General features: G+C 46.8%; 14 protein-coding genes. 8 read left to right on the top strand and 6 right to left on the bottom strand.

The window, feature by feature from the left end:
- Positions 1 to 43 precede the first annotated feature (43 nt).
- Complete coding sequence (locus ACO08I_RS03295) at positions 44 to 3,283, bottom strand: T9SS type A sorting domain-containing protein (protein WP_421948470.1); 3,240 nt, start codon at positions 3,281 to 3,283, stop codon at positions 44 to 46.
- 296 nt (positions 3,284 to 3,579) lie between these two features.
- Between ACO08I_RS03295 and ACO08I_RS03290 the strand changes: the two genes are divergently transcribed.
- From ACO08I_RS03290 to ACO08I_RS03265, 6 genes are all read left to right on the top strand, one after another.
- Positions 3,580 to 4,479 carry a sulfotransferase gene (locus ACO08I_RS03290; RefSeq protein WP_282776380.1) on the top strand — a complete coding sequence of 300 codons (900 nt, stop codon included), beginning with the start codon at positions 3,580 to 3,582 and terminating at the stop codon, positions 4,477 to 4,479.
- 45 nt (positions 4,480 to 4,524) lie between these two features.
- Positions 4,525 to 5,403: a glycosyltransferase family 8 protein gene (locus tag ACO08I_RS03285; RefSeq protein WP_282776382.1), complete on the top strand. Its 879-nt coding sequence runs from the start codon at positions 4,525 to 4,527 to the stop codon at positions 5,401 to 5,403.
- Positions 5,404 to 5,585: 182 nt separating this feature from the next.
- Positions 5,586 to 6,218 carry a sulfotransferase family 2 domain-containing protein gene (locus tag ACO08I_RS03280; RefSeq protein WP_282776384.1) on the top strand — a complete coding sequence of 211 codons (633 nt, stop codon included), beginning with the start codon at positions 5,586 to 5,588 and terminating at the stop codon, positions 6,216 to 6,218.
- A gap of 65 nt (positions 6,219 to 6,283) precedes the next feature.
- Positions 6,284 to 7,078 carry an ABC transporter permease gene (locus ACO08I_RS03275; protein WP_421948469.1) on the top strand — a complete coding sequence of 265 codons (795 nt, stop codon included), beginning with the start codon at positions 6,284 to 6,286 and terminating at the stop codon, positions 7,076 to 7,078.
- 122 nt (positions 7,079 to 7,200) lie between these two features.
- Positions 7,201 to 7,923, top strand: coding sequence for an ABC transporter ATP-binding protein (locus ACO08I_RS03270; protein ID WP_421948468.1), 723 nt, complete (start codon positions 7,201 to 7,203; stop codon positions 7,921 to 7,923).
- 43 nt (positions 7,924 to 7,966) lie between these two features.
- Positions 7,967 to 8,890: a glycosyltransferase gene (locus ACO08I_RS03265; protein WP_421948467.1), complete on the top strand. Its 924-nt coding sequence runs from the start codon at positions 7,967 to 7,969 to the stop codon at positions 8,888 to 8,890.
- On the opposite strand, the gene ACO08I_RS03260 is transcribed toward ACO08I_RS03265, so the two are convergent.
- The 3 genes from ACO08I_RS03260 to ACO08I_RS03250 all read right to left on the bottom strand — a co-directional run bounded on the left by ACO08I_RS03260 (position 8,849) and on the right by ACO08I_RS03250 (position 13,358).
- Entirely contained in the window at positions 8,849 to 11,398 is a 2,550-nt protein-coding gene (locus ACO08I_RS03260; RefSeq protein ID WP_421948466.1) for a hypothetical protein, read from the bottom strand. The genes ACO08I_RS03265 and ACO08I_RS03260 overlap by 42 nt on opposite strands.
- A 129-nt stretch (positions 11,399 to 11,527) precedes the next feature.
- A complete protein-coding gene (locus ACO08I_RS03255; RefSeq protein ID WP_421948465.1) occupies positions 11,528 to 12,349 on the bottom strand; it encodes a hypothetical protein in 822 nt (273 codons plus the stop codon).
- The gene (locus tag ACO08I_RS03250) at positions 12,339 to 13,358 is read right to left on the bottom strand and encodes a glycosyltransferase (RefSeq protein WP_282777593.1); all 1,020 of its coding nucleotides are present in this window, start codon (positions 13,356 to 13,358) and stop codon (positions 12,339 to 12,341) included. Before ACO08I_RS03250 ends, ACO08I_RS03255 begins: the two co-directional genes overlap by 11 nt.
- A 71-nt stretch (positions 13,359 to 13,429) precedes the next feature.
- Between ACO08I_RS03250 and ACO08I_RS03245 the strand changes: the two genes are divergently transcribed.
- Together ACO08I_RS03245 and ACO08I_RS03240 are read left to right on the top strand one after the other, a co-directional pair.
- A complete protein-coding gene (locus ACO08I_RS03245) occupies positions 13,430 to 15,451 on the top strand; it encodes a glycosyltransferase (protein WP_282777594.1) in 2,022 nt (673 codons plus the stop codon).
- 35 nt (positions 15,452 to 15,486) lie between these two features.
- Positions 15,487 to 18,654: a hypothetical protein gene (locus ACO08I_RS03240; protein WP_421948464.1), complete on the top strand. Its 3,168-nt coding sequence runs from the start codon at positions 15,487 to 15,489 to the stop codon at positions 18,652 to 18,654.
- 321 nt (positions 18,655 to 18,975) lie between these two features.
- Here the strand turns inward: ACO08I_RS03240 and ACO08I_RS03235 are convergent, their stop codons facing one another.
- Together ACO08I_RS03235 and ACO08I_RS03230 are read right to left on the bottom strand one after the other, a co-directional pair.
- A complete protein-coding gene (locus ACO08I_RS03235; protein ID WP_421948463.1) occupies positions 18,976 to 19,356 on the bottom strand; it encodes a hypothetical protein in 381 nt (126 codons plus the stop codon).
- 44 nt (positions 19,357 to 19,400) lie between these two features.
- Positions 19,401 to 20,102, bottom strand: coding sequence for a class I SAM-dependent methyltransferase (locus tag ACO08I_RS03230; RefSeq protein ID WP_282775752.1), 702 nt, complete (start codon positions 20,100 to 20,102; stop codon positions 19,401 to 19,403).

Raw genomic sequence — 20,102 nt, 5'->3', positions numbered from 1 at the left:
TAAAAAAATGGTGTACTACTAGCGAAACGAAAGAAGAACCGCATCAGGGCTTTGAATGGATGACTTTGGTATGCAGTTGGTTTTTGGAGGATGTCCAGCGAAGGAAATAAAGGCCTTCCGGGTAACTGGAAAGATCAAGCATGATCTGCTTTTTCCTGCCCTGCAATTTTCGTGTCAACAAGGTTTGTCCGTTACTGCTTATCAGGCGCAGCGTACCGGTAGAACTGAGGGCGTCTTCCACAAAACACTGAAGGATTGCTGAAGTGGGGTTTGGAAAAGCTATCAGGCGCGCTTCGGGTATGCCAGTATCTAAGACTTTCACTGCATCTGTTATGGTGTGGGTGGTGTTTACAACGTGTTGTACCGGCGTATATCCCAGGTGCAAATTTGCGGAAAGCTCGAATTGTTGACCGATCTCAAGATCAGTTATTGGAGTAACTGCTAGCTGGAAGAAGCCAGTCCCTCCAAGAGTTTGAACATTAGAAAGCCAACATTGAAACTTACCATTCGGCTCCAACTCTAAAGCAAGAGGATGGCTACTTATGACCTCCTCGATGCTGATCCAATCCAGCCCTCCACTCATCTGACCGGAAAAACGAATAAAGTCACTATCTAAGGAGTCTGGAATACTGAAATAGAAGGTATAGCGGACTGGAAACTGAGTGAGTAATGAATCTTTCGGGTAGTAAGTACCGGGTTGGGCTTCCAGAGATGCCAAAGCGTTCACTGGGTTATTAAATGCTGTTGCCGTTGAGAAGTTATTACCAGGAGTGGGATCAGAAGGCGCAACAGCAGTCCATATATTTATCGTAGTGGCAGTAGCGTTGAAGTTCAATTCCAGTACTTTGTTTTTGCGCCGATCAGGCTGTATTGAACTGGTATTCCAAATTATAGTATCAGCATCCCATTCCAGGTCATCGGGTAAGGCTCCGGGAAAGTCGGGTGTTGGATCGATAAAAAGCTTGATGGGTTTCTCAAAGGCTGTGCTGCCCATATTCCTGGCCTGCAGATGTACCTTGGAAAGCCCCCCAATGTAGGGAGGATGCTGGACAGTAAGTCCTACAGCAGCGTCTTCTATGTTTCCCTGGGTAGTGTATGCAAAAGTGTAAACACTATCTGTACCTGGCACTACAAGGTGATACTCTGGATCAAAAGCAGCAAGAGGATGGAGACTGTAAGGCTGGAGTTGTTCAGGCTCCTCTGATTTGGAGTAGAGTTTAAATTTACCATCTGATTCGGATTGGCCTACTGCTGTGCCTTCTGAAAGTCTTAGTATAATGCCAGGCAGTGTTTGCTCGCCTTCATCCTGAATACCATTTCCATTCAGGTCGGAGAAAATCACGCCACTAATCGCTCCTAATCCCTGGATTTCTTCAAGGGGGCGACGCCAAAGACCATTACCGTAAGAGTTGATGTAAAGGTAATCATCTGTCACTGTTAGATCGCTTTGTAGGGTTTGGACAGGTAAACCTTCGTCAGTAGGGTGCCATCTCCAGGGGTGATCATTGTCTTTCTGAAACAATCCCCAGCTGCTAATGAGAAAGTATTGATCTGCGATATCTGCCATAAATATATTCACAGGATCTATGTAAATACTATCCGGTGACAAGGGGTGGGGAATGGGATGAAAGTCGTAATCAGGTGCGGTTGCACGTTGCCAATGATTTTTTTCCCCGTCCATACCAGGCGAATGAGTGATAAGAGAAAGGTAGAGGGTATCGTGGATGGCATAAAATTGAATATTGGTTATACCTGTAGAAGGGGGAAGATCCATAGGGCCGTGATCCAGGATTTGCCAGTTTGTCCCATAGTCATCAGAATATATAAAGGTTAAAGAGGAGGATAAAATGTCTTCCTTCATGCCATAAATGGTGGTGTCACTGAACGCAAAGGAGAAACATCTGTGGCTAGTCTGGTCCTCAGCTACGGCAGTGAGGTTTTCCCAATGCTGAGTGAGTGTATCCAATTTGTACAGAGGGGCAGAGATTTCATCGCTGTATAGATATAGCAACCCATTCCAGGTTTTGAATTGCGATAAATTACCGCTTTCAGTAGTGTCGGTGATGCTCCAGGGCTGGTCGAAAGTCGGGGCCTTTGCTATAGCCGGGTATGTACCTATCCCTTGCCTGACAAGACTATACAAGCTTTCCTGATAGCTGTGGACATCAACAAAACTCTCAAAATATAATTGATTTTCCAGCTCAATAGGCGAGTGGGCCCAGTCGCTCTGAAAAGGTCCAAATGTTTGGATAAAGTCTTGCCCTGTACCTACGATTTGCCCAAAGTGGTTGGTGATACCATAAAAAACACCAGTTTGAATACCCTTATGAGTAGTAGTCCAGGTGGATTCCAAACCAGGGGCTGTTAGGATTTCATGCGTTCCAAGCGAAAATAACTCGTTATCAAATCTAAGCGGGCGGTTCACGGGCCTAAAGCCGCTAATTGCCTCCCAGTCGCCGAGGCCAAAATTCGCCCTGTAGAACATGCTGTCGCTGGGGATATACATGTCCCCGCCAATCCGATATAGCCCTTTTCCCTGCTGTACAACTGATTGCTCAATCCATGATTGATTAAGTCCGGGAAGAACATAGAGTGCAGTTGTAAAAAAGTTTTTCTGCAAAATCCAAATGAAGTCATTCTCTCTCCAGATGTGATTAACCCGGTGACCTGGAAGAGGGGCATCTATATAAATGGTGGTATCAGGTGCCAGGATAGCTAAATTTCCTACTGATCCCACTAAGATTTGATCTTGATACTTGATTGCTGAAGAAGGGTATTCAAACCCTTCAGCCATTTGCTCGGCAGTCCAGCTCTGCCCCAGATCATGGCTTCTGAATAGTGTCCCTTCCACGCTCAGCAAATACAAAACACTATGATTTATCCATGCTTTACTATACCAAACCTCCTGATCCGGCCATTCAAGGTCAATAATGGTATCATTACGGATAAGGAAGTACTGGGTGAACGATTCGTATAAAGTGTCTGTCAAATAGGCCTCTGTAAGCAGGTAACCGGAAGCAGTGTCATAATCCATTTTTAGTATGATGGAATGTTTCAACCGTTCATCCGGAGCATATTGCACCCATGAGCTGTCCGTTCTTTGGTATATCCCATCATCTGTACTGACGAGGAGCTTTTCTCCGGCCAGTATCATGTCAGTGGTGCGAACTTTATGGTACTGAGAAGGAACCTGTTCCCATTGACCAAATAGGTTTTTGGGAGCTATCAGAGAAACCAAAGAGTAGAAAACAAACAGAAGAAAGATTAGAGAAGGCGCTTTCATAAGAGGCTGGAGTTTAAATGTGCAAGCAAGATAAGAAAATGGATATAAACGAAGTAGGCCCTGAATTGTATAAAGAAAGGTTTGCTGTTGAGCGAATCAATGCGCTGATCAATGGCTTCGAATCTCTTTTAGTCCGGTACGGGGTATCTGCTCGAAATTAGATGAATGCTAACCTCCTGGCATTCGCAATCTTTTTATTGAGAAAGACTAAAAGCACCACAAATCATTTTTAGACAACTTCGAAAAATATGTTTGTCAGAATTGAGTTTTTCTGCATTAAAGCTATATTTGATCTCATGATGACGAATCTGAAATCCTTTCTGAAGAAGTGGTTCACCACAGATGGCGATAAAACCTCAGCAGTGCCGAATTCCGTGATTCTGACCGGATTGCCCAGAGCAGGTACGACCCTGACTTGCAAATTGCTAAGCGAGCAAGAGAATATCATTGGATTAAATGAACCCATCGCCTGGCGCGGGCTGCGTACCTATCAGGAGGGCTTGGAGCGTTTAAATGATCGCCTGGGTCGATTCCGCCATACCCTCTTGACCGAGGGCAAGGCTCCGGTAAGAGGGAAAGACGGGAAGATTACAGATAATCACTTTGAACGGACCGAAGGGGCTCGTAAAAGAGTGATCCGTCGTGCAGAGGTCTATTTTGATAAGCCATTGACCGCTGACTTTAAGCTGTTTGTCAAGCACAATTCGGTATTCACACAGCTGCTGCCCGACCTGATGAAGACTTATCCCTGCTATGCCATTATCCGCAACCCACTTGCGGTATTAGGGTCCTGGAGTACCGTTACCATTCCGGTTTCCAGAGGGACGATGCGGCACCTGGATGTGTTGAACCCCAAAATGCAACAGCAGCTGGACCAAATGGATGATCTGCTGGAGCGACAGCTGTTTTTGCTGGATTTTTATTTTATGCGTTATGCGGAGCTTGAGCCTGATCAGGTGGTCCGATATGAGTCTGTCATCGACACACAGGGGAAGGTGTTGGAAGGCATGATAGGACAGCCCTACGTGGCGCATACCATTTTGGAGAGCAAAAACGTGGGGAAAGTTTATAATCGGGATCAGATGCTGAAGATGGGAGAAGCGCTCTTGAAGTCAAAGGATCACCATTGCTGGTCTTTTTACCAAAAGGAAGAGGTAGAGCAGCTGTATCAACTATATGAGCAGCAGCCTGGTTAACCTGAGCAGCCGTTAAAATAAGGTTCCATACCAAACGAATTTCCAATGAGACTTTGGCCTAAAAAAACAAAAGTCTGCCTGGTAACCATAACAAGCCCAAATTTTGTACCGGGCACCCTGGTCATGTTATATTCTTTCCTGAAATATAACGACTGGTTTAAAGGCGACATTCTCATCTATGCCTATGATTTATCAGATAAAGATCGCGCCTACCTGCAACGGTTTCCAAATGTAAAGTTTATAGAGCCATTTCCAGAGGTCGTAGAGCGGGTGGAGGCGATACTAAAAGTCCGCCCAGGGCTCGCCTATAAAAAGATGGTTTTTTACTCCCTGAACCTCTTTAACCTAAAGGGATATGACAAGTACTTCTACATAGATAGTGACGTTTTCTTTCAGGATAGCATTGAAGAGTTGGTTGACATGGACCATACCCTAATGTGCTGTAAGGATTCTGTTTCTTATAAAGGTTTTGCCAAGGATGGGGATACGTTTGAGATGGTACAAGATATTGACCGGGGTGGCAATTTGTGGTTCCGGACATTCAATGCCGGTATTTTCTTTCTTGATAAAGCACTGGTTAACCGGAAAGTATACCAGTCACTTCTTGATTTGCTGGACCCCAAACTTTATGAAGGGCTTGGAAGGCCAACAACAGATCAGTTTCTGCTCAATCATTTTTTTAGAAATGATTATCATATCTTACCTGGCATTTACAACTATCGGGTCAACCTTGCGGAGCATATAAAAACGCAGGAAGGTTTTAGCTTTGAAGATGTAAAAATCTTCCATTTTCCGGGTCAAAAAAACCCGTGGATGGCGGACCAAGTCTTAAGAATGGTACTTAAGAATAAGGTGTATTGGCGCGCCTTTCAGTTGTGGAATAAGCTGTATATGGAAATGTTGGAGGAATGGAGTGAAGGGTAGGGTTATTCAGGTAAAACCCGGCAGCTGTTTCAGGAAAATTTTGCTAATTAGACGTGTCTCAATCATGATGAGCAGGAATGAACGAACCCGTTCCTAGCATGATGGTCTTAACAGCGCCATGGGAACATCATTTTGAAACATTGCAGAACCCTTCCACTTTAAAAGATCGAGAATTTTGAAAAATGATAATAAGCCATACCTACAAATACTGTTTTTTTAGTGTGCCCCGAACTGCTTCGTCTGCCATCTCCAATTACCTGACCATCCATTTCAATGGAGAGAGAAGAGGCAAAAGGCATAACTCCTACCTGCAGTTTTGTGAAACAGCTACGCCAGAAGAAAGACTGTATTTTACTTTTGCAGGCGTTCGGCACCCAATGGATTCCGCTGTTAGCGAGTACTTTAAGAAAAAGAACGACCATAAAGGGAAGTTTTCCCGGGGGCGGCTCAGGACCGGGCGACCAATCCATCCCGAAGCGATGGAGCGCTACCATTATTTGGAAAAAACAAACGCTGACTTTTCTGATTATTTCCTGAAGTTCTATACCAAGCCTTACGGAATAGGCTTTCATGAGCAGACCCTGAAGTACATGGACTTCATTATCAAGTACGAATCTCTGGAGCCTGACCTGAAGCATGCTTTTTCCCTGACAGGTATTCCAACGGAAAGCATAGAACTGCCCAAAGTGAACACTACTCGTAAAAGTGATCAGGGCTTCCAATCATTCTACAGCCCTGAGGCCCTGGAACGAGCGAGGGAAGTTTTTGGTTTTTTTATGGAGCAATACGGGTATGATATGTCAGTGGACCAATAAAGTATACTATCTTTGTTTAGAGCCTGTTCCTTGAAGTGCGTTTAGTAACCGGAAAGTAAATTGCGATGTGGAAGTTTTTTGGGAGCGTTAAATCCTGGTGGTACCTGGTCAAACAACTGACGCAGGTGGAAATCATAGGGATGTACAAAAAATCCTTTTTGGGGATGGCATGGATGTTCATACTGCCCATTCTTGCTGTTATTATTTGGGTGGTCCTAAACGGAGCTGGAGTCGTTAACCCTGGAGAAACAGATATTCCTTACCCGGCCTATGTTTTGCTCAGCACGTCGATTTGGGGCTTTTTCCTGGAGGCCTACAAGTCCACGAGCAATTTATTGACGAAAAACGGGCGTATGTTAATTATGTCCGAGGTGCCTTTCGAGCCATTGCTCATGCAAAAAATAGTGGTACATCTGATTAATTTCATCATCCCTTTTGTAGTCAATATTATAGTCTTACTGGCATTTGGGGTACGTTTTTCTGCACTGGCACTGCTTTTCCCGATTTCCTTGTTGCCGCTCCTATTGCTCGGTATGGCCTTAGGGATGGTGGTCGCTATTTTTCGGGTTATTATGGTAGATGTGGCCAACCTTATTGATGAGGGGATGAAATTGCTAATGTTTTTAACCCCAATTGTGTATACCCCCAAAATTACGGCAAGCTGGCTTGAGGTAATTGTTAATTATAACCCACTAACCTATCTCATTGGTTTTAGCCGGGACTTGCTCACCAGCGGTACTTTTTATATGCCCCTGCATTATCTGATTTTCTCCGGGGTGAGCTTAATCGCGGTAGCGGTTTCATTCCGGTTCCTGTTGAAATCAAGCTCAATTGTTCTTGAACGCCTTATCAGTAATTAACCGGACCAGAACTTATGGATGAGCATCTGTTAGAAATAAACCAAGTCTCTAAAAAGTTTTGCCGCAGGCTAAAGCGGAGCCTCTTTTATGGCATAAAAGATGTTGCCCGCCAAACTGTTGGCTTGCCGATAACGACGCAGTTGCGCCCGGAAGAATTTTGGGCCACCCATGAGGTCTCCTTTAAGGTCAAGCCAGGTGAGATTATTGCAGTAATTGGGGCGAACGGCTCAGGCAAGACCACCCTGATGCGGATGATTGCCGGGATTTACCAGCCAACATCCGGAGAGATTAAGTACAGGCAAGGATTAAAAGTAACGCCCATTTTTGCACTCAATGTTGGCTTGCGTAATGAGTTTACGGGTCTTGAAAATATGAAGCTGAAAGCAGCTATTTTCGGTATGACGGAAGCAGAACTGAAGCGAAAGCTGGACTTTATTATCGACTTTTCTGAATTGGAGTATGCACTTGATACGCCGGTGGGGAACTACTCTTCCGGTATGCGGGCCCGGCTTTCTTATTCGGTTGCTATCGCTACGGAGCCGGATCTGTTTATTATTGATGAAGCCCTGGCAGTGGGGGACAGCCTCTTTAAAACCAAGTGTTACGAGCATTTAGGAGAATATGTGCAAGAAAAAGAGCGTGCCGTCCTCTACGTTACGAACCGTATCCGTAAGGTAATGGCACTTGCTAATCGAGTCTTAGTCATGCGGAGCGGGGAATTGATACAGGACTCTCAGGACACCACAGGTGCACTGGAGTATTACATCAATGATATCGTCGGTGATAATATGACTGAGCGGGTCAAGGAGATGAAGCTAAAAAAGATTCGGCACTTCGAAATGTAACTAATACTTTCCGGTCGGAATAACTCTTCAAAACAAAATCGAAATGGCATTTTGGTCAAAGCCTGAGAAAAAGCCTCACTGTCTGATTACCATTACCACATCAGATTTCATTCCCGGGACATTGGTCATGTTGTATACTTTCTTCAAGTACAATAAGTGGTTCGACGGAGATATCATCATCTATGGCTATGGTTTATCCGATTCAGAAAAAAGCCTTTTGGAGCGTTTCCCTAATGTGCAATTTGCGGCGGATCTGCTTCAGGCTATCGACAAAGTTGTTGCTGTTCGGGGAGATTTAGCGCATAAAAAAATGGTTTTTTATTCTTTAAACCTGTTTATGCTCGAAGGGTATAAACGCTACATGTATATTGATAGCGATGTCCTGATCCAGGGGGATTTTGGGGAGCTTATGGACCTTGAATATCCCATGATGTGTGTGCCGGACCGGGCAACTTATCTGGGGAAAGCTAAAGATGGCACTACCTTTCAGGTGGCACAGGCCCCAACAGAGGAAGACCACTTCTGGTACCGCACCTTCAATGCCGGTATCATGTTCTTTACGGATGAATGGGTGAATAAAAAGACCTATAAAGAATTGCTGAAGCTGGTCAACCCTGATTTGTATAAAAGCCTAAAGCGCCCCTCAACGGACCAGTACCTGCTCAACATGTATTTCCGAAAGAATTATCATGCGCTGCCTGGCACTTATAACTTCAGGTTAGGATTGGCGGATATCATTAAGGAGCGCGAGGGAGACACGCTGGATACTGCCAAACTGGTGCATTATTCAGGTAAGAAAAACCCCTGGAAGCATATGCAAATGGAAAACAATCTTACCAAACAGCCGCTTTTTTACGAAGCTATGCTCAAATGGATGGACGCCTACCAAGACTACTTCACATTTGTTAAGCAGATGGAGGAAGGACTAATCGATGTTTCTTTCTTCGGCAAGGTTACGCAGCGTTGAGCGCAGTTGCTCTGACTCCACCAGTGCCTGATAAAGTGCTTCACCAACCATACCGTGTGCCAACGGGCTAAAGTGCCGGTCCCATTCCGCCAGGCATAAATCAATGGGACTGACGCCTTCTGCATTTTGAAACACTTGCGAGAGGTCAAGTGTGATGATACCTACTTCTCTGGCCATTGCCATCAGTTCATTTTTCTCCTCCAGGTCAAGATTGCGGTTTAATACCGGAATATATACCCAAACAGGGATAGCCCCCATTGCCTGGCAGGAGTCCCGGAAGGTCTCCAGCCCCCATTTGATGACAGCATCTGCCAACTCTTGAGCCTGTTGCTGTTTCGGCTCGGGTGTATTCGACAGCTCCTGCAGTATTTCTTGCAGGTAGGGATATCCGGTTTCTACGTTCCTGGTTCCCAGAATCTTAAGGTTTCGTATGAGGCGCAGGCGCTCCCGGTGGTGAGCCGTATAAATCACAATATCTGGCTGGTATCTGGGGATGAGCCGGTCTGTGGTCCCAATTTGCTGGGGCATGTGGTTATCTGGCATGGAAAAATTAAGAAGGTCGGCAGTGTCCCATCCCAAATCAGCAAATGGCTTTTCAGTATTCAGTTTGGATTCCACAATGGAAGCGAAAATCTGTTCATTCGGTACGCCTGCCCCCATTTCGATAGAGCCTCCGTTCAAAGCTATTCTAAGGTTCCCGGGACTTTGGTCCACGGTAAATTCATCATCACGGAATCCTGCGCTATTCGTTTTAAAGGGGGCCATTTTGAGCGTAGTATCCAGATTGGGTGTGATTCGCTTCAGGAAAATATCATTAGTAGGGGTATAAAAAGTGGTCTCAGAAAGATTTTTCCAGTTATCAGGTTTCTCCCGGTTGATTTCATTCAGCGGGCTTCCCATGAGGCTTTGATTTGGCAGTAGTGTTTCGTAATACCCTTTGAACATGTTTTCCTGGTCTGCAGCATTGAGCCTGGTTTCCAGCACGGGCGCCATGTCGAAGTTTAGCGTGCCCTGTATGTGCTGATTGATTTCCGGAAGAGCAAATATACATCCCAGCACCAGCATTGCCGTGATAAACTGAAGCTTGAATCGGGGTGGCCAGTAAAACCAGGAAGCCCCCTTCGGGGTTTTGAAATAAAGGTATTGGATGCCAATGCCTATTGCGATTAGTACCAAAACCCCGAGTAGAATAGTTATGGCTTGTCTGACCGTAACAGTCGTGAATACAAGCATCATCTCAGCCCACTGCTGAATGTCATTGGTGGTCCAAAAAGACCACAGCAGTGCAATGAACATAAAAGTCCCAATTACTGACAGAGCTACTTTTGCTGCATTTACAGGCGAGAAAATGAGATGATTAACTCTTTTCGGTCGGCGTACTACTTGCATGGCTGCATTGATCGCCACAACAATACCGAAAACACCCCAGAAAACAGCATCCTGAATCGTGAGGGGGAAACTTCCCCGAATCCAGAACCACTGATACCCGTGCAAGAACCAATTGATAAAGAAAACAATAAGAATGGTCACAATAATTGCAGGAGCCGTCCCTATGTGCTTGATTTTAAAAAAAATAGGGTAGTAAAAAACTTTCATGACGAAATCCCGCCAGTAAATATTGATTCTACGCCAAAGGTCGCTAAAGTTTTGGGCAAAAAAGTAGTGTTGGAAAGTAGGCGGCAGGTCAAACCCAAAAAGGCAAATTACACCAGCCGAAAAGTGAAATATTCCGGCAAGGCGTACAATCAGGGCATAACTCGCTACCAAAAACAAGAGCAGATCATAGACTGTGGTTATTGAAGAAGGAGCCGGTATGAGGTAATAGTAGATGATGCGGTAAAGAAACAAATGCAACAACCCGTTGGCGATCCATATCAGGCCTTTTTGGTAGGTGGCATAAGCCGGCTTTCGGTAGTAACTACTAGTGAACACTTTGTAATCGACTACCGGGAAGATAAAGAAGATCAGGTTCGGCAGCAGAAAAAAGTAACTGAGTTGCATCCATATGCCCTCCGGTTGTTTCTGATGCTGCATTTCATGGAGATAGGCAATCATGCGAAACATAAAAATCCCACCAAGTACAGGAATAACCTTATTGGGAAATGCTCCATTCAAAAACAATATCGCGATTAGAGCAGTGGACGCAAGAATGATGTACTTTTTGGTGCTCAGGGCTACCGGCATCTGCGTGACCCCAAAAAGTCCCATGCCAAGCGCTAAAATCCAAACGCTTGTCTCCATTCCCAAGATAACGAACAACGCTACGATGCACAGAGAAAAGAAAAATGGCAATTTGTAACGTATGGGAAGAACGATATGGATCGCAAAACCACCGATAATAAACGGCATTAAATTAGAAAGCCCGGTAGAAGCCTCTAGTTTGAATAAATAGACGGCAAGACCAGATGCAATAAGGGGTATCAGGATATTAAAAAACTCAGATAGGTTGAGATCTGCCGTAATGGCATTGTTTGCTTTCCGGAGATGAGTTGCCGTCTTATTGAGCATCACAAAGATTCGTTTAGTTGGATTCCGCTACGACAAAAATAAAGAGAAAAAAACATATCAGCTGGGTCACTGCACGGCATCCTGCATCTGCCTGCCAGGATTGCCCGGTATAATTTTGGCATGACAGTTTTAAAGCGAACGGGTCAACTCCGCCTCATTGTAGTGGTCCAGATAACAGCCTCCGAACCGAATCAGCCGCTCTAAAATAGCAGACCTTAAGCTTTCGTCATACAGCTTATTTCGGTTTTTACTTTCCAGCGGGTGATCAATCGCCGCAGGTCCAGGTGCAATTTTATTCAACTCTGCTCCATTGCTTTCGACAATATCTTCGTAGCGAATGATCTGTTCTTCCCGCAGCAGGCGGTAGGGAAGGTAAAGTTCATGCAGCAGGCGTACCTGCCGGTCCAGCAAGTCCGGAATGCGCTCTAAGGCTTCGAATAGTGCCGGGCGCAGCCCTTTAAGCACAGTCAGGTTGCCTTTGGATACCGGCGCCTGAATGGTATTCCAGGAGGCAATGGTGGAGACCGGATTGCGTATGATGGTGTACAGCGGATAGAGAAGGTTGAGGGGCTCCAGCAAAAAGGTAAAGTGCGCATTTTGCTTAATCACCAGCGTGAAGTCTTCCTGCAGGGGTTTCTCAAAGTGTATCCAATCTTTTTTTACCAGGCTGGCTCGTTTTCCCTCCTCCGCTTTCCCGAAAGGGTTAGAAGGAATGGCGCCGGCTTTGACTTTGGACAAAGCCTTACCCTCTGTGAGCAGGCTCTGCCGCATGGCTGCGAAAAACTGCTGGGTTTCCTCAAGTCCCTGTTCCTGGCTTTGGAACATACCCAGGTTCATAGGCTCGTGCAGCGCGATAGTGTTGGGCAACTGATTAAGCAGGAAGCAGCTTAGCGTTGTGCCGGAGCGTGGTGGCCCCGTGAGGATGATATTTTTACCTGTGCTATTGTCCATATTGGAAAAGCGATTGATCTGCCCAGAGCTCATCGGCCTGATGCAGGAGGTTCAACATGGATTGTTTCTCCTTTTTGATATCGTGGTTGGCGGTGATGGCTTTGCCTTGCTGTAGGAAAGGCTGCCGCTCGCTATCCGGCATTTGGAGTGCCCGCAGTATGGCTTCCATGAGGGCTTCTTCATTGTAATCCGGTTGTATGCAGGTCTTTTCGGGAATGCAAAAATCAATATTCCCAACAGCATAGGGACAGATGACGAGCTTTTCCAGGTACATACCTTCCAGGGCCGGCAGGTAGAACCCTTCTGCGCCCCGGCTGGCATCCAGCGGCAGATAAGCGACGATCTTTGCCCGGTTGAGCAGTTGGAGGAAATCCTGTCGGGTAGGCAGCAGGGGAGGGGTTTGCACTTTGATCTTCCACTTGCGCCACCGCCAGCGGTTTTTGCGTTTGAGGCGCTGTTCCAGCCGTTTGGCCAGCCCCGGGTTTTTTAACCCTACGATGAGGAGGTCCAGATCCGGGTTGGGGTTAGGCTTAGGGAGTAAAGTGAAGTCGATGCTGTCCGGTATCAGGAAAACAGGTCCGTTTACGCCATGGTCTTCCAGTATTTTTTTACCAACAGAACTTTTGGCGATGCGTATAGCGGGGTGCCTTAGAAACGCATGGCGTTTGTCTTCGGGGTTGGTATGCCGTGGTTGGGCGATGTTGAGAATGGGCACAGGCGGGCGTTGCCGTTCTGCCTCACTGAGAATATTCCAATCATGGCCGGAGAAGAAGAGTACATCGTCCGGAAGGATAGACCACTCTCCGATGCCCCGTTGGCGGAAAGGGCGCCAGACGTTGCCAGGGTTATCAACCCAAAGCGTTGAGGGCGGAAAGTAAACCTTGGGCTCAAACCGCTCTGAAGCCTGGAAATGAACGAACGCATCACGTACCTTCATCTGACCACCGCTCGTGCCGCCATTGGGCTTCGTCCAGGTCCGGTGAAACAGTACTCTGCGTTTGTCAGCCATAGATTTATCAGATTTTTCAGGGCATAAATTTAACTTTTTTAACTTAGGGCTCAGAAATAGATTTGCTTAATATGATATGGCTGGCTTCATTCCCTCGTTCGGGCAATACCTTTTTTAGAAATATTCTGTTTGAAGTTTACGGGTTGGAATCAAGTACGTTCCATCGGGAAGACAACTATCCGATGGACGAGAACTATGCCGCCTATCCCTTTGTGAAAACCCACCTGCTGCCTGATCAGTTGCCGGAGGAACACCGTGCTGCACCCAAGGTATATCTTGTTCGTGACGGACGGGATGCACTTGTTTCTTTGGCCCACCACCGAAAAGATATCATTGAACCAGGCACGGATTTCTACACCAACCTTCTGGAAGCAACGCTCGCGCTAGGTGGCAGTTACTTCGGTGGCTGGTCCGAAAATGTGCAGCAGTGGACGGCTGAGGCCGATGTTGTTATTCGTTATGAAGACTTAATCGAAGACCCGCTTCGCGAAGTGGAAAAACTCCGCAAAGTAATGGACCTTCCTGACCCCAACCGGGAGCGACTGCCAACCTTTGAGAAGCTGAAGTTTGGTCAGCCGCAGTATGGAAGTGGGACTACGTTCCTGGCCCGGGAAGAGGAGGTCGCAGCCCTTGCCCGGAAGAACTTTCGCAAGGGCAAAGCTGGTTCATGGAAGGAGGAGATGCCCGAAGACCTGCAGTCCCTGTTTGGCGAACTGCATGGAACGACGCTACAGGAGTTTGGCTACGGTAGGGGGGCTAATGAGGCTCCTGCCATGCAGCCGGTACGTGTACTTATGGAGGCCAATAAATTAGCGGATACGACTATGGATGGGGTCCGCAGGTATCAGGTAGAGCTTTTGCAGGCTTTGAATGCTTTACAATCGCAATTGCCCGAAAAGCTATTAGTCGATTGCCTCATTGGGGATAGCATTAAGCCGCTGCGTTCTGTTATAGACCTGATTAACACCGAAGCCAAAAGGGAAGGTGAATCGGAAAAAAAGCTATCCGATGAAGCTTTGCACCGTAGCGATCAGCCTTCAGGATATGAGCATATCCTGCTGCGGCTTAAAGCATGGCTGGCTGACAACCTCCCGCTTTTCATATATCAACCGCTCAGGCGGATATATACCCGGTTGCCCGCCCGTTCTTTTTTGAGCTGGGTGAGGGGGGCGGTGGGGCGGTATAAGGCAAGAGCGAGCCAACAGCGGATTATGCAGAACTATGACCTTATACATCTCCCTTTACCCCAGAATTACTTTTTCATCAAACCCTATGCACTGCCGGTTATTGGTACAGTTCACGATTTGACCCATCTTATTTATCCTGCGTTTCACGAAAAACACAACATAAAACTGTCAGAAGCAGGCATGCGCTTTCTGGAGAAAAAAGCGGCTTGCCTGATTGCTGTTTCTGAAGCGACCAGTCGGGATGTCCAGGCCAGCTATGCCATCCCACAAGACAGGATAAAGGTTATATACGAAGCTGCTAATGGTGATTTGTTCCACCCCGTGAGAACGGAACAGCGTTTACATCAGGTGCGGGAGCGGTATCAAATCCCTGAAGGGCCCTACCTGGTGAGCCTTTCAACCATAGAGCCACGAAAAAACCTTGCTAACACCCTCGCCGCTTTCCTGCAGCTTAAATCTACAGGAGCCTATGAAGACCTGACCTTTGTGGTGTGCGGAAAACGCGGATGGAAGGTAAGCACCCTTTACGATAAGGCGCACCCTTATGCCTCTTCCATTCACTTCACAGGTTATGTGGCAGATGAGGACCTTGCAACGGTGTATTCCGGTGCGGTAGCCCTGTGTTATGTAGCTCATTATGAAGGTTTTGGCCTGCCTCCTTTGGAAGCCATGCTTTGTGGCACCCCTGTACTTTTTGGAAACAACAGCTCTATGCCTGAAGTAGTGAGAGACGGTGGGGTCGGCGTGGATGCCGGCAGCGTAGGGGCAATCCGGGCAGGTATGGAAGAGGTTTTGATTGCTGATGGAGCTGATCTGGGAAAGGCGGCATTGCGCCGGGCTAGGGCGTTTTCCTGGCTGCGGACGGCCTATGAAACTTTTTTAACCTACCAGCAGGTAAGTAAATAAAAATCAACGAAAAGCCTCATTAACATTAAACAAGTATGAAAACTCCAGTGTCACAAAACCTCAACCGCATTCTAATCAGCGCATTTAGTATTTTCTGGGTGCTTTTAGTACTTATCGCATACTTTGGGTTCCATCCCTATTACTTCACCAGTCTGCTCATGATGCCCAATGCAGACCTTTTTGCTGCTAATACCATTATTGCAGCAGGCGCCTGGGCATGGTGGGTTTTCAGTGGGAAATCTGGCCGGACCCGTAAGGTGAATGGACTTCAGGTCTACGGATTGTTTTTACTCTTTCAGGTGGTCACGATGCTTGTATTCAACAACCGGTACAGCATTTTTGATACCCCGGCCGGGCTTTGGCGCTTTTTGGGGATAAATGTTCTGGTACACGGCGGTTTGTTTTTGCTTTACACCCTGGCCTACGTAGCCGGTCAGCCAGGAGTATCTTTCCTGTCCAACCGTCTCTCAAAAGGCACCACAAGCCTGCTCCGGGTTGCTATCGGTACTAGTTTTATCGGGATAGTGGTATTTTTACTGGGGGCTGTTCATCAACTCACTACTATGGTTGCCGGAATTATGGCCCTTGGGGTTTTAGGGTGGCGTTACCGGGAGGTTTGGAGTCTCTGGCAGGGTACTTTACTAAAACGGCAAGCCTATAAATACAAAAATCGGTGGATGCAGCTGCCAATATTCTTTCTGCTGAGTACGCTTGCAGTCAATGGGATTGGAGCGGTCAAGCCCTTTCCCACTGGCTTTGATGGTGCAGCTTTGTATATGAATACCACTCAGCTAATCATTAATTACAAAGGGCTGATCGAAGGCGGGCAGGCCTACTACTGGCAACTCATCCTTAGTCTTGGAGAGTTGCTGTTCGGGAAAGCGGTATTTTCAATCGGCATTGCGCATTTTTCCTTCCTACTGGTGCTGTTGGCTGCATTTAGGTTAGCCCGGCTCCTCTTGAGCAGAAGCTGGTCCTGGGCAGCTGTTGGGCTGCTGGCCTTAAACCCCAGCCTCAGTTTTCACTACCTTTACGATGAGAAAGTGGACCTGGGTTTTACCTTCATCACCCTGGCGGCAGTCCTTATGCTGATTGAGTTCTGGACGGGGACTGCCAAGCCTGATACTACGGATGGACCTCCCGCCAAGCTGCCCTTCGGCCTTTCGGCAACTCAGTGGATGCTGCTACTCACAGGGTGGCTGCTGGGCTTCGCCTTTGGCATTAAGTACACCGGCTTACTCGGTATTGTCGCCATTTTCACCGTGATCGGTTACCGGTTTGGGAATTATTGGCTGGCGATGAGCCTGGTCACTGGTTTCTCCGGAGTACTGTTCTTATTTGGAGGCAATAATTTCGGCTATTTTCCTTTTGGGAATACAGCACCTTATGTGGTAGGGCTGATCGGTATTGGCGCTGCTGTTGCCTTGTTAGTCCCTGCCTGGATGAGAGGGATAGACCTCAAATCCCTGCTAATGGCTTACCTGCTTTCCGGAGGAGCTGCACTACTGTGCTTCGCCCCATGGGGTATTCGCAATCTGGCTGCCAATGGAGAAGTAGGCGTTCAGGCTCTTTTAGAAGCGCCTTTCCCCACACCCGTAATAAGGACGCAGGCGCAAGCCCCTGAAGTAGACTATCCGGCAAGGCTGATGGAAAATATAAAAAAACGCACCGTTGAACTGGACATACCGCTTTCCGCTGCCCAACTGGAGCAGATTAGCAACTACCTGGAGCAGGAAGATATCACTGCCCCGGACAAATTGAATCGCGGTAAGCTTCTGCGTTTCATAACAGATCAGGTACTTTCACCGGAACAGCAGGAAAAAGCTATAGCGTTTAAGTTTCGTGAAGATGGTATTGACAATGTAAAGTCAGTGGTTGTAGAGACAAACGAAGAAACAACAGATGACCTTTTGTTCTCAGCCGGCGCTCTTGCAAAGCGAGAGGAGATTCAGCGATATTTGGGTTATGAATCAGGTTTGCCCCTTTATGCCTCCCTGCCTTACGATTTGACCATTAATACCAATATTTTGAAGTCACAATACATCGATATTGGAATTTTATTTCTGGTTTTGTTCCCCATTTTGTTGTTTTCAGAAGGGAAAAACAAGCTCATTCCGAATTTAGCCCTCTTTGTGCTATCCATATTCCTGTTTTTGCTTGGAGTATGGACGGTAGACCATCAAGAAGGGTTGGCAGTAGTGCAGGAACAATTATTACGGAGTGCCCCGCCTGCTTACGAAAGTTTTGTGAATGGTATATGGGACCCCTTTAACAATACTTTATTGCTTGCTGCAAGGCCATTAGCGTCATTATTTGAGGCCGCATCAGACATGGCTTTCTCCGGTGTTTTTGCCATACTGCTTTTGCTGGGCGGTTTAACAGGTTGGCTGCTTAAAATCCGCTGGGAAGGCAGTGCTGAGAAAGTCCGCTATCTGCTTTTATTCACGATCGCTTTTGGTGGACTTTGGCTGCTTATTGGCAGCGGCATTACCTGGTACGGCTTTCCAATGCTGGTTACCTTAATGATTTTCCTCGTTTATGGAGCGCAGTCTACGGGCTTTGAGTACAGAAACGTTCGGTCATGGGCAGTAGGCGCGACGCTGGCTGCTTATATTTTAATGAGTTATGCTTTAGTTTTTATATCTGCTTTGCAGCCTCCCAAAAATGCAGGCCTAATCTATCAGGAACCGGTCCTGCGGTCTTTTGGAGAAGGTTTAAACGCCACGGAAACCTTGTCATCTTTTAAGCCATATCTTGGTGAAGCCATTGATTACATCAATCAAAACGAAGAAGACAAAGTATACCGGGTAGGCACTTTCTTCAACTATCACATCAATTTCAATGATCGCCGCGTACTGGAGGACAATCAGCTTGGCAAATATGACGAGATAATGCGGGCGCTGGATGGAGAAGAAGATGCTTTTATCGATGTACTCAAAGCAGAGAGGTTCCGCTATATCCTGTTCGATATGAATACGGCTAGTCTGGACCGTACCCCTGAAAAGTCGCTAACAGAAAAAACCCGGCGTTTTTCCCAAATGCTGTTCACCTCCCCCAAAGTCAGGCTAATCTTTACGGATAATGTGGTGAAGGGCGAACCCGGCGAAACCGTACCGCTGGGGAAACATCGTATTCCCGGGCGGGCGGGTATTAGAGGGGAAACAGTTTACAGAGGGAGTTATCTGCTGTTTGAAATCAATTAGATGCAGACGGCTGTGGTGGATAGAGAGGGAAAAGCAAAAGTGAGTATATACGCAATATGAAGTGGTCACCTACTGGCGCTGACGGCCAGCACGGGGAACGATAAATATCGGGGCGTTGATCCAGACATCATCGTCTGGGGCTTACAGTCCAGACATTCATCGTCTGGGATCTTGGATTTGCGACATCGGCCACTGACGAAGCATAGCTTGTCAGGGCAGGCGCAAGCCACTTCCCAGCGCAAATGCAAGCATTGAGTAGGTTTGCTGTGGCAAACCACTTAATCGTCAGTATAAGAGCTTTTCCCTCTCTGCCGCATTGTCTTACTTCTTTATAGAAGCCTTTTGCTCAGCCGTTAGGATTTCCGCCTGTACTTTCTGGAGGATATCTGCCCTTTTTGCTTTAAGGTTTTCTGGGGTAAGGCCGTTTTCGCTGATCAGTTGCTTTAAGGCAGTTTCCTGATCTGAAGAAAGCTCTATGCCTCGTTTGTTCAATGCCTTTTTGAGTTTAGCAAGAACAAATTCTTCTGTAGATTGCTCATCAGGAATAGCTATTTTAGTATCATTTGGCTTTGCTGGGACTTCAGTCGCTTCCGTATTGGTGGCAGTTTCTGAATTATTGTTATTGTCGGACTCGCCTCCGGAGCAGGATACCATAAAGAGGCCCAGCATAAAAGCAAAAAACAGGGCTGGTGACTTTTTCATTATCGTTGGTTTTGTATGGATGATAAAATGAGTTTCAAAATAACTCAATTCTTTGCAATCAAACCGAATACGGCGGGAATTTTTACAGGTGTACCGTCTCTCAACAGCAAATTAGTATTTAAAAACCCGCTGCCTTGCCGGCGTAACTGATAGCCTTCCCTGCAGAAAAGGGCAGCGATTTCTGACCCGTCCACGCCGTGGGGCGGCAGGTTGCTGATAAAGGTTTCTTGTACGGCCTCAGGTAGTTCGTGGAAGGAATTGGAGGCAGAGCGGAAGTATTCTTTGATGTTTTTTCCAACCTCTACCAGGTATAAGGCACCTTTATCGCCTATCAATTGGAGTAAGTTGCCAGCGACTTTCTCCCGGTCGGGCTGCCGGATTTGATGGAGCACTCCACGCATGTAGACATTCATATCGCCAAACTGCGACCGGAGCCCATCTATGAAGGCACCGTCAGATAAATCCCCAACCTGAAATTGTACATTGGGTGGATGATCCGAGGCATTGGCAATTTCTATGGCTCGGGGGGCGGCGTCTACCCCAATGACTTTGGTATAGAGCCCCCCCAGGAATTTAGATTGTTCACCTGTACCACAGCCTATATCCAAGACGGTCCCTACCTGCTTGAAAGCCGGGCTGAATACTTCGTAGTCTTTTAGTACGGACTCCTCAGGCGGGACATCCCAAAGGGCTTTTCCGGCAGAATAGGTTTTCTGATAAAAGGCATCCCAGAATTTTCCGTACAT

Source organism: Phaeodactylibacter xiamenensis (assembly GCF_965229835.1).
Classification (GTDB): domain Bacteria; phylum Bacteroidota; class Bacteroidia; order Chitinophagales; family Saprospiraceae; genus Phaeodactylibacter; species Phaeodactylibacter xiamenensis.
The sequence above is the reverse complement of the archived record's forward strand: the minus strand, read 5'-3'. Positions and strand labels throughout refer to the sequence as shown.

Excerpts from the sequence above, each read along its gene's own strand:
- ACO08I_RS03295 (WP_421948470.1), bottom strand. The coding sequence starts at position 3,283 with ATGAAAGCGCCTTCTCTAATCTTTCTTCTGTTTGTTTTCTACTCTTTG.
- ACO08I_RS03290 (WP_282776380.1), top strand. The coding sequence starts at position 3,580 with ATGATGACGAATCTGAAATCCTTTCTGAAGAAGTGGTTCACCACAGAT.
- ACO08I_RS03285 (WP_282776382.1), top strand. The coding sequence starts at position 4,525 with ATGAGACTTTGGCCTAAAAAAACAAAAGTCTGCCTGGTAACCATAACA.
- ACO08I_RS03280 (WP_282776384.1), top strand. The coding sequence starts at position 5,586 with ATGATAATAAGCCATACCTACAAATACTGTTTTTTTAGTGTGCCCCGA.
- ACO08I_RS03275 (WP_421948469.1), top strand. The coding sequence starts at position 6,284 with ATGTGGAAGTTTTTTGGGAGCGTTAAATCCTGGTGGTACCTGGTCAAA.
- ACO08I_RS03265 (WP_421948467.1), top strand. The coding sequence starts at position 7,967 with ATGGCATTTTGGTCAAAGCCTGAGAAAAAGCCTCACTGTCTGATTACC.
- ACO08I_RS03260 (WP_421948466.1), bottom strand. The coding sequence starts at position 11,398 with ATGCTCAATAAGACGGCAACTCATCTCCGGAAAGCAAACAATGCCATT.
- ACO08I_RS03255 (WP_421948465.1), bottom strand. The coding sequence starts at position 12,349 with ATGGACAATAGCACAGGTAAAAATATCATCCTCACGGGGCCACCACGC.
- ACO08I_RS03250 (WP_282777593.1), bottom strand. The coding sequence starts at position 13,358 with ATGGCTGACAAACGCAGAGTACTGTTTCACCGGACCTGGACGAAGCCC.
- ACO08I_RS03245 (WP_282777594.1), top strand. The coding sequence starts at position 13,430 with ATGATATGGCTGGCTTCATTCCCTCGTTCGGGCAATACCTTTTTTAGA.
- ACO08I_RS03240 (WP_421948464.1), top strand. The coding sequence starts at position 15,487 with ATGAAAACTCCAGTGTCACAAAACCTCAACCGCATTCTAATCAGCGCA.
- ACO08I_RS03235 (WP_421948463.1), bottom strand. The coding sequence starts at position 19,356 with ATGAAAAAGTCACCAGCCCTGTTTTTTGCTTTTATGCTGGGCCTCTTT.
- ACO08I_RS03230 (WP_282775752.1), bottom strand. The coding sequence starts at position 20,102 with ATGTACGGAAAATTCTGGGATGCCTTTTATCAGAAAACCTATTCTGCC.